Here is a 13244-nt window from a genome sequence, read left to right as displayed (position 1 = left end):
CTTTCAGGTCTGCAGCAGATAGAGAAGGTGCCGGATGAGTCCCCAGGAGTCACGAGGCGAAGAAAGCGTAACCATCGACTGGTTGGTGTCGACGGGCGGCAGTGCGAGGTTGCTCAGCTGATTGAAGGTCCGGCTATACGTCACGATCGAGTGCTGGTCGCCGAGGTACTCGGTGTGGCTCGGATGATCGACCACGACAGTGGAGAGCTCTTCCGCTCCCGGTGCGAGCAGCAGGAACTGGCCGGTGTGAGGTGGCTTCTTCGCTGCGGTGAACGGCAGAACTTGAATGGTGACGTTGGGCAGCTCCGAGACTTCGAGCAGGTGGAGCATCTGTGCCCTCATCACAGCATCACCAGGGAACCTCATGCGCAAGGCTGTCTCGTGAATCACGAACCGGAATTCCCGGCGCGGCATGTCAGTGAGAATCCGCTGCCGCTTCAATCGGAACTCGACCTCAGCGGTTACATCCAGCTTCCGGTTGTGGTGGGAATCTTCGTAGATGGCTTCCGCGTAGGCGGGTAGCTGAAGGTAGCCAGGGAGATAGAAGGTCTCGTAGTTGTCGATGACGGCCGCACTCGCCTCCGCCTCCGCAAGGTCGAGTGACAACGCTGGAACTCGATCGGCGAAGTCCGTCCACCAGCCCTTGCCAGTACTACGCGCCATGTCGGCGAGCTTGGCCCGATAGACGGGGTCGGTGCAGCCGTACGCGTCCAGCCACACTTCCAGGCGTTCTGCGTTGAGACTGATCCGCCCAGCCTCGGTATGGCTGACAGCCGGACCCTTCATACCCACCAGCGCGCCCGCTTCCGGAGCGGAGTAGCCGGCCTCTGTCCGCAGTCGGCGCAGTTCATCGCCAAATCGGCGCTGCCGCTGACTGATTCCGCCCCTGAACCCCACGCTGACTCCTCCTTGTCAGGGCAGTGTTTCGCACAGAACAACCGCGACGCCACCTCGACGCCTCAGGTTCCAACAACGATGAAACTTGGGTTGCATCGATGCCTACCAGCCCCCTACTCTCAGTGTTGCATCGATCACGCGACGGAGCGTCAGTAATGCCTGTCCGGGCGCCGCAGAGCAGCCATGTGCGGCCTGGCTCACGGTCACGCCCCCGTCGCGAACTCCTATTCCTCCCCCGGAGGTTCTTCGTGCGCGCCTTCAACCCTCCCGACTGGTCCTCCGCCCGCCACGAGCTGCGGGAGGCCCTCGCGCTCTCCAACTGGCCGCCGGACACCATCGCCGACGCCGAACTCGCCTTGCACGAACTCTTCGTCAACGCGTGGAAGCACGCCGGCAGTCAGGCGCCCCTCGTCGTCGTCCTGCTCCTCAACCGCACCCTCCGGGTCTCGGTCACGGACGACAGCCCCGTCTTCCCCGAGCCCCGCGCCTCCTCCAGCCCGTACGAACTCTCCGGTCGTGGACTGCACTTGGTCCGCTCACTCACCCACCGGTTCGGCGCTGACCCGCGCAAGAACGGCAAATCCGTCTGGTTCGAGCTGGACGCGGCCGCGTGAGCCACGACCGCCGCCGGACGCCCACGCGGAGGTCACAGGCATGGGCGCCCTGACCCCCCTCGCCACCGAGGCGGTCCACACCGAGCGGACCACCGCCGCCTACCTCGCCGTCGAGCACGTCCCCGACGCCGCCCTCCAACTCCGCTTCGCCGTCGACCTCGACGTCCACGCCGCCTCGGGTGAACACCTCGCGCTCCCCCTCACCCGCGACCAGGCCCACGACCTCCTCCACACCCTCGCCGCCCACCTCGGCCACCGCGTCATCGGCATCACCCGATGAGGACCGGCACCGGCACCTTCCTCGTCGCCACCGCCTTCATCGCCCTTCTCGCGCTCGCGGTCCTCATCGTCGCCCTCGGTGTCGTGACCGCCCTCAAGGTGCACCGGCCCGACGACAGTGACACCCCTCCCGGCTGACGGTCCCTCCCAAAGGCAGCACACCCATGCCCGACCCCCTCCTCCCCAACGCCCTCGCCGCCACGCACTACGCCGTGGCCGCCGCCTTCAACGCCCACACGGGCGGCACACCCGTGCCGCCCGCGCCCGACGACTTCGACTGGCGACAGCTCGAAGCCTTCGTCCACCGCCTCGGCTTCGAGGCCGACCACTCCGACGCCACCCTCAACCTCTACCGCCTGCTCACCGCCGTCCAGCGAATCGCCCACCGCGAGGCCGCCGGCCGGAACACCGACTGGCACCCCGCCCGCCTCAACCCCGCCTAGGAAGTCGGCGCCGATCACACGGCCGGCCCTCCGGTTGCATCCTTGCCATCCACGGTTCGGCTCGCCGGCCCCTAGTCTGCCCCCGCTCAACGCCTCCGGAGGGCCGAGCCGCCATCGGCTCGGCCCCCCTGGCACGCACGCCCCCCTGCTGCGCGGAGGCTCAGGCCTGCGTGCCCGGGACGGTGAACACCCCGGCGACGTCCGCCACGTGCTCGCCCTCCCCGGCCGTCTCCCAGTTCGGGTAGTACACCTCGCGCGAGGCCCCGACGCGCTCGTACCCCTGCTCGCGGATCCAGGTGAGCACCGCGTCGTGCACGCCGACCATCGTCGCGAAGTCCCGCCGCTCCTTGCCCAGTTCCGTGTACGCCTCGCGGTGCGCGGGCTCGATCCGGACCCCGATCTCCCCCGCCGGCTCCACCGCGCTCGCCGTCGGGACGCAGACCTCGACCGGGCCGTCCGAGTCGTCGCTCACGATGCCGTGGTAGACGGCGAAGAGCGGTCCGGACAGGCAGGCGTCGGTCGTCCGCATGTGCGCGAAGATCGTATCCGTCGCCTCACCGAGGAAGTCGAGCAGACCCTCGGCGGTGACGTGACGCCGGACGAACAGCACCTTCTGCTCGGGCACGTCGCGTTCGGCCATCTCGTACATGCGGGGATTCCTTCCGTCCAGCACCGCTCGGGCATAGCCCACCGCCTCCCGGCGGGCCTCGTGCACGGACTGCTCCCCGCGCCAGTAGGCGTCGAGCAGCCGGACGGACTCGGCGCCTCCCGGGTCGAGCACCTCCGCGACCAGCGCCAGCGGCATCCCTGCGGCGCGCAGCAGCGCGATCCGGCGGGCCCGCTCCACCTGCTCCCGGAGGTAGCGGCGGAACCCGGTCCGCGGATCGACGTACGCGGGCGGCAGCAGCCCCCGGTCCCCGTACAGCCGCAGCGCCTTGTGGCTCAGCCCGGTTCGGGCCGCGAGCTCCCCGATGCCGATCAAGTCCTCGTGCATGACGCCACTCTGTCCCCTGCCCCAGGGGCAGAGGCAAGCGCCCCTGTGCAGCGCGGGCTGTGCACGGGAAGTCGGCCCCTCCGAGTTCCCGCTCTCCCGGAAGCCCTCCCCCGCAACCGGCCGGGGCGGCCCGCCTCCCGCAGTCGTCTCCGGGGCGTCCCTGAGGTGAACCCCGAGAGCACGTCCGTCTTCCCGGTGAGGGAGCTCCGGGGCGGGATCGCCGTCCAGGCTGAGGATTCGGCGGCCGCGACGGCGGACCATGGAAGTACGCCAGCCGGAGAGACCGGCCCCAGGCGCTACGACACGGAGAACGCCATGAGCCGCCTCGCCCGCCCCCGCCACAACCGCGTCATCGCCGGCGTCTGCGCCGGGATCGCCGAGCGCTTCGGCCTGTCCCCGTGGACCGTCCGGATCATCTTCCTCGCCTCCTGCCTGCTGCCCGGCCCCCAGTTCCTGATCTACCTGGCGCTCTGGCTGCTGCTCCCCCAGGAGCCGTGACCGCGGGGGCTGCACAGCCCCCGACAACGACGGCGGGCCACCCGCGTCCCCGGGATCACCGGGGTGCGGGCGGCCCGCCGTACGAGGCGGAACGCGTCAGCCGCCGATGCCCGGGAGCGGGAGGGCGCCGGTCAGCCCGCCGAGCGGGGTCTTGTCCAGGCCCGGCACGCTCGGCACGGCGGCCCGGGGAGCCGCGTCGGCCATCGGAGCGGAGGCCGTGGCCTGGCCCGCGGTGGGGGCGAGGGTGCCCAGGGTGCCGGTCACCTTGTCGCCGCCGGGCAGCTTGCCCGCGGTGTCGACGACCGCACCGGTCACGGCCGGGTTGCTCACCAGGCCGGCGGGAGACCCGAGGCCACCGGCGGCGACCGGGTCGGCCGAGGCGCTGCCGGCGCCGACCGCCGCGATGGCGAGACCCAGCGCGGCAGTGCCTGCGGCCTTGAGCTTGGCCTGCTTCATGTTCGTCCCCTTGGATCCTCGTCGGTGGCCGACGTCCACGGCCGGACGGCGGGTTCCGCCGTCACGACCGGTCGGCGATGACTGGCACACCGTAGTGAGTGGATCGCACGAGGATCAAAGGGGGTTAACCCACACGAGTGGGTAGTCGGATGAACGCCAACTCACCTGCGGTAAAACGGCGTTCATCCGTCCAGGCGTTCGGGTCGGCGTGGGCCGACGCCCTCCGGCACCGGCCACCGCACGACCTCAGGAGCCGCTGCTGAACAGCCACTCCGCCTTGAGCTCGGCGTAGCCCGGCTTGATCACGTCGTTGATCATCGCCAGCCGCTCGTCGAACGGCAGGAACGCCGACTTCATCGCGTTGACCGTGAACCACTCCATGTCGCCCAGGGTGTAGCCGAAGGCGTCCACCAGGTGGCCGAACTCCCGGCTCATGCTGGTGCCGCTCATCAGGCGGTTGTCGGTGTTGACCGTCACCCGGAACTTCAGCCGGCTGAGCAGCCCGATCGGGTGCTCGGCGTACGACGTGGCCGCGGCGGTCTGGAGGTTGGAGGTGGGGCACATCTCCAGCGGGATGCGCTTGTCGCGCACGTACGCGGCCAGTCGGCCGAGCTCGACGCTGCCGTCCTCGTTGACGGTGATGTCGTCGACGATCCGCACGCCGTGGCCGAGCCGGTCGGCGCCGCAGCACTGCAGGGCCTCCCAGATCGACGGCAGGCCGAAGGCCTCACCGGCGTGGATGGTGAAGTGGTTGTTCTCGCCCTTGAGGTAGTCGAAGGCGGCCTGGTGGCGGGTGGGGGGGTAGCCGGCCTCGGCGCCCGCGATGTCGAACCCGACCACGCCGCTGTCGCGGTGGCGGTTGGCCAGCTCGGCGATCTCCTGCGAGCGGGCGGCGTGCCGCATCGCGGTGATCAGGGTGCCGACGCGGATGCGGTGGCCGGCGTCGCGCGCGTTGCGCTCACCGAGGCGGAAGCCCTCCTGGACGGCCTCGACGACCTCGTCCAGGGTCAGACCGCCCTCCAGGTGCTGCTCGGGGGCGTAGCGGACCTCGGCGTAGACGACACCGTCGGCGGCCAGGTCCTCGGCGCAGTCGGCGGCGACCTTGATCAGCGCCTCGCGGGTCTGCATGACCGCGCAGGTGTGCGCGAAGGTCTCCAGGTAGCGGACCAGCGAGCCGGAGTCGGCGGCCTCGCGGAACCACTCGCCGAGTTCCTTCGGGTCGGTGGTGGGCAGGCCCTCGTAGCCGACCGCGGCGGCCAGCTCGACCACGGTCTCGGGGCGCAGCCCGCCGTCCAGGTGGTCGTGCAGCAGCACCTTGGGGGCGCGGACGATCTGCTCGGGGGTGGGGATCCGGGGGCCGGTGCCCGCGGTGGTGACAGGGATCTGCTTCTCCATTGCGGGAGTGTAGCTCCTACGCGCGTAGACAGGCCACCGTCCACACGGAGGGTTCGGCCAATGTGCACCGGTAATTCCACCGATCGGACGAACCCGCTCGCTACCGGCCGGCCTACCGGCCGGTAGTCCGGCCGCCGGGCGGTTGCGCCGCAGCCGAAGCCGCGCGCAGTCACCGCTTCCGGCCGCTCCCCGCGCCGGAGTGGCTGCCACCCCGGCCCCACCCCCGGAGCGCCCCGGCCCCACCCCGCTCAGTCGTGCTCCAGCAGCCGCCCCCGCCGCGACAGGACGAAGTCCCGGAACGCCGCCACCGGCGGAGTCGCCGGCCGGCCCGCCGCCCAGGCCAGGCCGATCGCCCGCCGGGTGCGCGGCGCCGTGACCTCCAGCTCCACCACCCCGGGCCGCGGCACCAGCGCGGGCGGCAGCAGCGCCACTCCCAGCCCGGCCGCGACCAGGCCGCGCAGCGTCTCCGCCTCCTCCCCCTCGAAGGCGATCCGCGGCGCGAACCCGGCTTCCTCACAGAACCCGTCGGTGATCGCCCGCAGCCCGTAACCGCGCTCCAGCCCGACGAACGGATCCTCGGCCACCTCGGCCAGCCGGATCCGGCGCCGGCCGGCCAGCCGGTGGTCGGCCGGCACCACCAGGTGCAGCCGCTGCTCGTCCAACCGCCGTGCCACCAGCGCAGGATCGTCGTCCGGCACCGGCGCGACCAGGCAGAGGTCCAGCTCTCCGGCGCGCAGCCGTTCCAGCATCGCGCCGACGTAGTCCTGCACCAGTTGGAACCGCACCTGCGGGTACGCAGCCCGGAAGTCGCGCAGCAGCGCCGGGACGGCGTCCGTCCCCATGGTGTGGAGGAAGCCGAACGCCACCCGCCCGGTGGCCGGGTCCGCCTCCGCCCGGGCCGCCTCCGTACCGCGCTCGACCTCGGCCAGCGCCCGCTCCACCGAGGCCAGCAGCAGCCGGCCGGCCCGGGTCAGCCGGACGGTCCGGCCCTGACGGGCCAGCAGGTCCACCCCCAGCTCCGCCTCCAACCGGGCCACCGAACGCGACAGCGTCGGCTGCGGCATGCCCAGCAGCGCGGCCGCCTGCGTCACGTGCTCCAGCCGCGCCACGGCCGCGAACTGAGCCAGCCCGGGGGCGAGTCGGGCGGCCGGCAGCTCCGGCCCCAACTCGGCCAACCGGTGCGGAAGCTCGGGCTCCGGTCCACCCTCGGCCATCTCCGCGCCACCTTCCCCCTCGCCGACCTCTACTCATGCACTCCGGTATGCATTATCGGCTGTTCATGCATTGGACGCATCAACCGCGACGGGCCTAACGTCGGAGCCATGCAGCCCTCAAGTACCGGGGCATCCGTGGTCACTCCGGATGCCCTGACCCAGCCGTCCCCGCACACCGCCGCCGCCCGCATCCAGCCGTCCCCGCACACGCGGCCGGCGGGTCTCACCCGGCCGCTGCCGGGCACCACCGCCGCCGACGGCAGGCTCCGCCCCGGGCAGCGCGCCTTCCGCCGCGCCAACCTCGCGCTCTTCGCCGCCGGCATCGCGACCTTCGTCCTCCTCTACTCCACGCAGGGCCTGCTGCCGATCCTCTCGGCCGATCTCGACCTCACCCCGGGCCAGGCCAGCTGGACGGCCTCCGCCGCCACCCTCGGCCTCGCGCTCGCCCTGCTCCCGGCCAGCGCGCTCTCCGACCGGTACGGCCGGACCGCGGTGATGACCGCCTCCGTGCTGGCCGCCTCCGTGCTCGCGCTGGCGCTGCCGTTCGCCCCGGACCTCACCACCCTGGTCGTGCTGCGCGCCCTCCAGGGTGCCGCGCTCGCCGGGCTGCCCGCCACTGCGATGGCCTACCTCGCAGAGGAGGTCCACCCGTCCGCACTGGCCTCCGCGATGGGCCTGTACGTGGCGGGCAACAGCATCGGCGGCATGGGCGGCCGGCTGCTCTCCGGCTGGGTCGCGGCCGGTTTCGGCTGGCGCTGGGGCCTCGCCGCCTCGGCCGCCCTGGCCCTGTCCGCGGTGCTCGCCTTCCGGCTGCTGATCCCGGCCGCCCGGCACTTCGCCCCGGCCCCGGTGGACACCCGTGCCCTGGCCCGCACGGTCGGCCGGCACCTGCGCAACCCGCTGCTGGTCCGGCTCTACGCACTCGGGCTGCTCTTCATGGCCGTCTTCGGCGCGGTGTACAACACCGTCGGCTACCGGCTGATCGCCGCGCCGTTCCAGCTTCCGGAGTCGGTGGCCGCCTCGATCTTCGTCGTCTACCTGGTCGGCACCGGCACCTCGGCCGCCGCCGGACGCCTCTCCGGCCGTCTCGGCCGGAGGGGCGCACTCTACGTGGCGATCGGTGTGACCGCCGCCGGGCTGCTGCTCTCGCTCACCGACTCGCTGGTCGGCGCCCTGCTCGGCCTGGTGCTGATCACCGCCGGCTTCTTCGCCGGCCACGCCACCGCCTCCTCGGCCGTCGGCCGCACCGCCACCGAGGGTCGTGCCCAGGCCTCCGCGCTGTACCTGATCGCCTACTACCTGGGGAACAGCCTCGGCGGCACGGTCGGCGCCGACGCCTACCACTCCACCGGCTGGTCCGGCGCGGCCGCCGTCGGCCTCGCCGCGATGACCGTGGCCGCCGCGGTCACCCTCTACGCCACCCGCCAGGCCCACGCCGCGCGGCGGGCCGTTCCCGCGGTGCACTGACCGGCCACGCCACCGCAACAACACCGACCTGCCGAAGTCGTGACCGCCCGGCGGATACCCGACGCTCCACGTCAGGTATCCGCCGCAGCATCCTCCCGGTCGGCCGCGACCCGACCCGCGAGGCCCCGAGGACTTCCTGAAGCTCGCCCTCACCGCGGCGGGGTGAGAGCCGCCCGGCCGTCGGCGTACGTCGATACACTCCAGATCATGAGCGTCGATCCTGCTGTGTACGCCCGGCTGCGCGCGATCGCGGATCAGCTGCCGCAGGTTCCGGGGATAGGGAAGGTCGAGATCGCCGACGGCGAGATCATCATGATGATGTCGCCGGTGAAGCGGCACGAACTCGCCGTGCTACGCATCGCCCGCCAGCTGAACGCGCAGCTGCCGACCACTCACCCCGGCTACATCGCCTACCACGGTGCGGACCTGGAGGACGCCGGGCTCGGCCGGCTGCGGAGCCCGGATCTGATGGTCTTCCCCGAGGCAACCTTGGAGGGCGAGCAGCGGGCGGTGCTCCCGCACGAGGTACTGCTCGCCGTGGAGATCGTCTCCAAGTCCAACCCCGAGAACGACTACCGGGACAAGGTCCGCGACTACGCGGCCATGGGCATCCCGTTCTACCTGCTCGTCGACCCCCGCACCGGCACCGGAATCGTGCACTCGAAACCCGGCTACGACTCCCGCGAGAAGTTCGTGTTCGGCGACGGGATCGCCGTCGGCCCCTGGAGCATCGACACCGGTGGTCTGCTCACGTACGCCTGAGCAGGCGTACGTGAGCAGGCCTCACGCCGCTCAGGCGATGCGGTCCAGCACGATCGGGTTCGGCGTGAACGCGGTGCCGGCCGGGGAGACCTCGACGGCGCCGGCCAGGGCCTCGATCGCGTACTCGAAGCGCTCCGGGGTGTCGGTGTGCAGGGTCAGCAGCGGCTGGCCGGCCACCACGGTGTCGCCCGGCTTGGCGTGCATCTCGACGCCGGCGCCGGCCTGCACCGGGTCCTCCTTGCGGGCGCGGCCGGCGCCGAGGCGCCAGGCGCAGACGCCCACCGCGTAGGCGTCCAGCCTGGTGAGCACGCCCGAGGCCGGGGCCGGGATGACGTGCTGTTCGCGGGCGACCGGCAGCGCGGCGTCCACGTCGCCGCCCTGGGCGGCGATCATCCGGCGCCAGTGGTCCATCGCGGAGCCGTCGCGCAGCGCGTCGGCCGGGTCCTTGCCGTGCACGCCGGCCGCGGCGAGCATCTCGCGGGCCAGCGCGAGGGTCAGCTCGACGACGTCCGCCGGGCCGCCGCCGGCCAGCACCTCGACCGACTCGCGGACCTCCAGCGCGTTGCCCGCGGTGAGGCCGAGCGGGGTCGACATGTCGGTGAGCAGGGCGACGGTGTTGACGCCGGCCGTGGTGCCGAGGCCGACCATCGTGCGGGCCAGCTCGCGGGCGTCGTCCAGGTTCTTCATGAAGGCGCCGGAGCCGACCTTCACGTCGAGGACCAGCGCGCCGGTGCCCTCCGCGATCTTCTTGGACATGATCGAGGAGGCGATCAGCGGGATGGCCTCGACGGTGCCGGTGACGTCGCGCAGCGCGTAGAGCTTCTTGTCGGCCGGGGCCAGGCCGTCGCCGGCGGCGCAGATGACGGCGCCGCTGGAGCGCAGGACGTCCATCATCTCCTCGTTAGAGAGCAGGGCGCGCCAGCCGGGGATGGACTCCAGCTTGTCGAGGGTGCCGCCGGTGTGGCCGAGGCCGCGGCCGGAGAGCTGCGGGACGGCGGCGCCGCACGCGGCGACCAGCGGGGCGAGCGGCAGGGTGATCTTGTCGCCGACACCGCCGGTGGAGTGCTTGTCGCTGGTGGGCAACGGCAGCGAGGAGAAGTCCATCCGGACGCCGGAGCGGATCATCGCGTCGGTCCAGCGGCTGATCTCGCGCGGCTGCATGCCGTTCAGCAGGATCGCCATGGCCAGCGCGGACATCTGCTCGTCGGCGACCTCGCCGCGGGTGTAGGCGTCGATGACCCAGTCGATCTGAGCGTCGCTCAGCTCTCCGCGGTCGCGCTTGGTCCTGATGACGGAGATGGCGTCCATGGCTTGCTCCAAGAGGGGTTCAAAAAGCGAAGAGTGTCGCGAGCTGGCCGGGTTTCGGCCCACTCGCGACACTCTACGCGCGTAACAGAGAGACAGACTAGAGCCGCTCCGGCCCGAACGCGTCGGGGAGCACCTCGCTCATCGGCTTCACCCCGGAGGGCAGCTCGACCAGCAGTTCCGGCCCGCCGTGCTCGTACAGCAGCTGGCGGCAGCGGCCGCACGGCATGAGCAGCCGGCCTTCCCCGTCCACGCAGGTGAACGCGGTCAGCCTGCCGCCGCCGCCGGCGTGCAGCGCGGAGACCAGCCCGCACTCGGCACAGAGGCCGAGCCCGTACGAGGCGTTCTCCACGTTGCAGCCGGTGACCACGCGGCCGTCGTCCACCAGCGCCGCCGCACCGACCGGGAACTTGCTGTACGGGGCGTAGGCGTGGCCCATCGCCTCCAGCGCCGCGGCGCGCAGCCGCTCCCAGTCGACCTGCGAGGCCGTTCCGGACGTCACTTGCCCTGGCCCTTGCGGTAGATCTGGCCGTCGGCCTTCGGCGGCCGCAGGCGCTGCGAGGCCAGCGAGAGCACCACCAGGGTGATCACGTACGGCGTGGCCACGATCAGCGGACGCTGCACCTGGTCGGTGGTGAAGTACCAGGCGAACAGGCCGCCGGAGACCACGAGGGTGATCGCCGCGGAGGTCAGCTTCCGGCGGTAGACGTTCCAGAGCGCGAGCAGCGCCATCGCGATGGCGACCACCAGGATCAGCACGTGCACCGACTCCGGGTCGCGCAGCTGGAGGCTGTCGGTGAAGCCGAACAGGCCGGCGCCCATGGCGAGGCCGCCGGGCATCCAGTTGCCGAAGATCATCGCCGCGAGGCCGATGAAGCCTCGGCCGAGGGTCTGGCCGTCCTTGTAGAAGTGCGCCGCGACCAGCGAGAGGTACGCACCGCCGAGGCCGGCGAAGGCGCCCGAGGCGATGACCGCGTAGTACTTGTACTTGTAGACGTTGACGCCCAGCGACTCGGCCGCGGTCGGGTTCTCACCGCAGGAGCGCAGGCGCAGGCCGAAGACGGTGCGCCAGAGGACGAAGTAGCTCGCCACGATCAGTGCGCCGGCCAGCGGCACCAGGACCGAGATGTTGGTGACCAGGCCGCCGAGCACGCCGGCGACGTCGGAGACCAGGAACCAGTGGTGGGCCTCGATGTCCTTCAGCCCCGAGGAGAGGCCCGGGATGGTGATGTACGGCAGCGGATCGGCCGGCGGGGACTGGTTCGCCCCGGCGCCGTCGGCGATGTAGTCCTTGTAGTAGATCCGGTTGACGTACGCGCAGATGCCGGGGATCAGCAGGTTGATGCCGACACCGGAGACGATGTGGTCGACGCCGAAGGTGACGGTGATGACGGCGTGCAGCAGACCGCCGAGCGCGCCGCCCAGCATGCCGGCCAGCAGGCCGACCCACGGGTTGACCAGGAAGCCGGCCCAGGCACCGCAGAAGGTGCCGGCGACCATCATGCCTTCGAGACCGATGTTGACCACGCCGGCCCGCTCGGACCAGAGACCGCCCAGACCGGCCATGCCGATCGGCACGGCGGCGCTGAGCGCGGCGGTGACCTGACCGGAGGAGGTCAGCGAGTGGTTGTCGGTGATCATGCCGACGGCGGAGAACAGGACGAGGGCGCCGGCGATCAGCAGCAGCACCACCGGCCAGGACATCTTGTGCTTCTTGGCCGGAGCGCCCGGCGCCTTCGCACGGGCAGCGGTGGCGGTGCTCATGCCGACACCTCCTTCTTCTGGTTGGCCGCGGCGGCCTGGGCGGCGAGCTCGGCGCCCACCCGCTGCTGCTGGCGCTTGAGGCCGTAGCGGCGCACGACCTCGTACGCGACGACGACACAGATGACGATGGTGCCCTGCATGACCGGCACGATCTCCTGCGGGAAGCCGCCCTGGTTGGGCAGCAGCGCGCCGGTGGTGTCCAGGAAGGCGAAGAGCAGCGCCGAGAAGGCCATGCCGATCGGGCTGTTGCGGCCGAGCAGGGCGACCGAGATGCCGAGGAAGCCGAGACCCGGCTGGAAGCTCTGGCCGAAGTAGTACGAGTTCTGCAGCAGCTCGGGCAGGCCGATCAGGCCGGCCAGCGCACCGGAGACCAGCATCGAGACGATCACCATGCGCTTGACGTTCACGCCGGACGCGGTGGCCGCGGACTCCGAGCGGCCGGTGGCGCGCAGGTCGAAGCCGAAGCGGGTGCGGGTCAGGGTGAACTGGAACGCCACGCCGACCAGGATCGCGATGAACAGGAAGCCGTAGAGCGGCCCGCCGTTGGTGTCGAGCGCGAAGAAGTGGCTGGACTCCGAGACCGGGGCGGTCTGGATCGCGTTGGTGGTGCCGCCCTTCTCCGGCGCGAAGATGCCGGGGACGAGCAGCAGACCGACGATGGCGATCGCGATGGCGTTCAGCATGATGGTCGAGATGACCTCGCTGACGCCGCGGTAGACCTTCAGCAGGCCGGCGATGCTGGCGTAGAGGCCGCCGACCAGCATGGCGGTGATCAGCAGCAGCGGGATCTGGATGAACGACGGCAGGTCGATCTGGCTGCCGACGTAGGCCGCGAACAGCGCCGCGACCTTGTACTGGCCCTCGACACCGATGTTGAAGAGGTTCATCCGGAAGCCGAACGCGGCGGCCGCGGCGGCCAGGTAGTACGTGGTGGCCCGGTTGAGGATCAGCACCTGGCCGTCGGCCTTGGTGCCGAAGGTGACCATCACGTCCCAGGCGTCGAACGGGTTCTTGCCCGAGGTCGCCAGCAGGACCGAGCAGATCGCGACGGAGAGGATGACGGCGAGCACCGGCGCCGCGAGGGCGAGCACGATCTTCTCGACGTTGAACCGCTGCGCCAGGGAGCTCTTGGCGGCGGGGGTGGTACTGGTCATGT

Annotated in this window: 16 protein-coding genes; 7 read left to right on the top strand and 9 right to left on the bottom strand. The window is 71.4% G+C overall.

Annotated elements, in window-relative coordinates; translation table 11 throughout:
• Positions 1-3 precede the first annotated feature (3 nt).
• Complete coding sequence (locus ACF9IK_RS22140) at positions 4-897, bottom strand: helix-turn-helix domain-containing protein (protein ID WP_395295874.1); 894 nt, start codon at positions 895-897, stop codon at positions 4-6.
• A 248-nt stretch (positions 898-1145) separates the two neighbouring features.
• Between ACF9IK_RS22140 and ACF9IK_RS22135 the strand changes: the two genes are divergently transcribed.
• Genes ACF9IK_RS22135 through ACF9IK_RS22120 form a run of 4 tightly spaced genes read left to right on the top strand, consistent with a single transcriptional unit; the run spans position 1146 to position 2233 of the window.
• On the top strand, positions 1146-1511 hold the full coding sequence (locus ACF9IK_RS22135) for an ATP-binding protein (RefSeq protein WP_395295873.1): 366 nt from the start codon (positions 1146-1148) through the stop codon (positions 1509-1511).
• Positions 1512-1551: 40 nt separating this feature from the next.
• Positions 1552-1791, top strand: coding sequence for a hypothetical protein (locus tag ACF9IK_RS22130; RefSeq protein WP_395295872.1), 240 nt, complete (start codon positions 1552-1554; stop codon positions 1789-1791).
• Positions 1788-1928: a hypothetical protein gene (locus ACF9IK_RS22125; RefSeq protein ID WP_395295871.1), complete on the top strand. Its 141-nt coding sequence runs from the start codon at positions 1788-1790 to the stop codon at positions 1926-1928. The genes ACF9IK_RS22130 and ACF9IK_RS22125 overlap by 4 nt, the downstream gene beginning before the upstream one ends.
• A 26-nt stretch (positions 1929-1954) precedes the next feature.
• Positions 1955-2233, top strand: coding sequence for a hypothetical protein (locus tag ACF9IK_RS22120; protein WP_395295870.1), 279 nt, complete (start codon positions 1955-1957; stop codon positions 2231-2233).
• A 160-nt stretch (positions 2234-2393) separates the two neighbouring features.
• On the opposite strand, the gene ACF9IK_RS22115 is transcribed toward ACF9IK_RS22120, so the two are convergent.
• The gene (locus ACF9IK_RS22115; protein ID WP_395295869.1) at positions 2394-3227 is read right to left on the bottom strand and encodes a MerR family transcriptional regulator; all 834 of its coding nucleotides are present in this window, start codon (positions 3225-3227) and stop codon (positions 2394-2396) included.
• 315 nt (positions 3228-3542) lie between these two features.
• Here ACF9IK_RS22115 and ACF9IK_RS22110 point away from each other — a divergent pair, with 315 nt between their 5' ends.
• Positions 3543-3725, top strand: a complete 183-nt coding sequence (locus ACF9IK_RS22110; protein WP_238862903.1) for a PspC domain-containing protein — start codon at positions 3543-3545, stop codon at positions 3723-3725.
• A 96-nt stretch (positions 3726-3821) separates the two neighbouring features.
• Here ACF9IK_RS22110 and ACF9IK_RS22105 read toward each other — a convergent pair whose 3' ends face one another.
• The 3 genes from ACF9IK_RS22105 to ACF9IK_RS22095 all read right to left on the bottom strand — a co-directional run bounded on the left by ACF9IK_RS22105 (position 3822) and on the right by ACF9IK_RS22095 (position 6790).
• On the bottom strand, positions 3822-4181 hold the full coding sequence (locus tag ACF9IK_RS22105; protein WP_395295868.1) for a hypothetical protein: 360 nt from the start codon (positions 4179-4181) through the stop codon (positions 3822-3824).
• 246 nt (positions 4182-4427) lie between these two features.
• Positions 4428-5576 (bottom strand): adenosine deaminase, encoded by a 1149-nt coding sequence (locus ACF9IK_RS22100; protein WP_395295867.1) that lies wholly within the window; start codon positions 5574-5576, stop codon positions 4428-4430.
• 248 nt (positions 5577-5824) lie between these two features.
• The gene (locus ACF9IK_RS22095) at positions 5825-6790 is read right to left on the bottom strand and encodes a LysR family transcriptional regulator (RefSeq protein WP_395295866.1); all 966 of its coding nucleotides are present in this window, start codon (positions 6788-6790) and stop codon (positions 5825-5827) included.
• A gap of 108 nt (positions 6791-6898) precedes the next feature.
• On the opposite strand from ACF9IK_RS22095, the gene ACF9IK_RS22090 reads away from it, so the two are divergent.
• Together ACF9IK_RS22090 and ACF9IK_RS22085 are read left to right on the top strand one after the other, a co-directional pair.
• Positions 6899-8257 carry an MFS transporter gene (locus ACF9IK_RS22090; RefSeq protein ID WP_395295865.1) on the top strand — a complete coding sequence of 453 codons (1359 nt, stop codon included), beginning with the start codon at positions 6899-6901 and terminating at the stop codon, positions 8255-8257.
• Positions 8258-8464: 207 nt separating this feature from the next.
• Positions 8465-9019: a Uma2 family endonuclease gene (locus ACF9IK_RS22085; protein ID WP_395295864.1), complete on the top strand. Its 555-nt coding sequence runs from the start codon at positions 8465-8467 to the stop codon at positions 9017-9019.
• Positions 9020-9049: 30 nt separating this feature from the next.
• Here the strand turns inward: ACF9IK_RS22085 and ACF9IK_RS22080 are convergent, their stop codons facing one another.
• From ACF9IK_RS22080 to ACF9IK_RS22065, 4 genes are all read right to left on the bottom strand, one after another.
• Positions 9050-10327, bottom strand: coding sequence for a thymidine phosphorylase (locus ACF9IK_RS22080; protein ID WP_395295863.1), 1278 nt, complete (start codon positions 10325-10327; stop codon positions 9050-9052).
• A gap of 97 nt (positions 10328-10424) precedes the next feature.
• Positions 10425-10826 carry a cytidine deaminase gene (locus ACF9IK_RS22075; RefSeq protein WP_395295862.1) on the bottom strand — a complete coding sequence of 134 codons (402 nt, stop codon included), beginning with the start codon at positions 10824-10826 and terminating at the stop codon, positions 10425-10427.
• On the bottom strand, positions 10823-12088 hold the full coding sequence (locus ACF9IK_RS22070) for an ABC transporter permease (RefSeq protein WP_395295861.1): 1266 nt from the start codon (positions 12086-12088) through the stop codon (positions 10823-10825). The genes ACF9IK_RS22075 and ACF9IK_RS22070 overlap by 4 nt, the downstream gene beginning before the upstream one ends.
• Entirely contained in the window at positions 12085-13242 is a 1158-nt protein-coding gene (locus tag ACF9IK_RS22065) for an ABC transporter permease (protein ID WP_395295860.1), read from the bottom strand. The genes ACF9IK_RS22070 and ACF9IK_RS22065 overlap by 4 nt, the downstream gene beginning before the upstream one ends.
• Between the last annotated feature and the right edge of the window lie 2 nt (positions 13243-13244).

The organism is Kitasatospora hibisci (assembly GCF_043950205.1).
Taxonomy (GTDB): domain Bacteria; phylum Actinomycetota; class Actinomycetes; order Streptomycetales; family Streptomycetaceae; genus Kitasatospora; species Kitasatospora hibisci.
The sequence above is the reverse complement of the archived record's forward strand: the minus strand, read 5'-3'. Positions and strand labels throughout refer to the sequence as shown.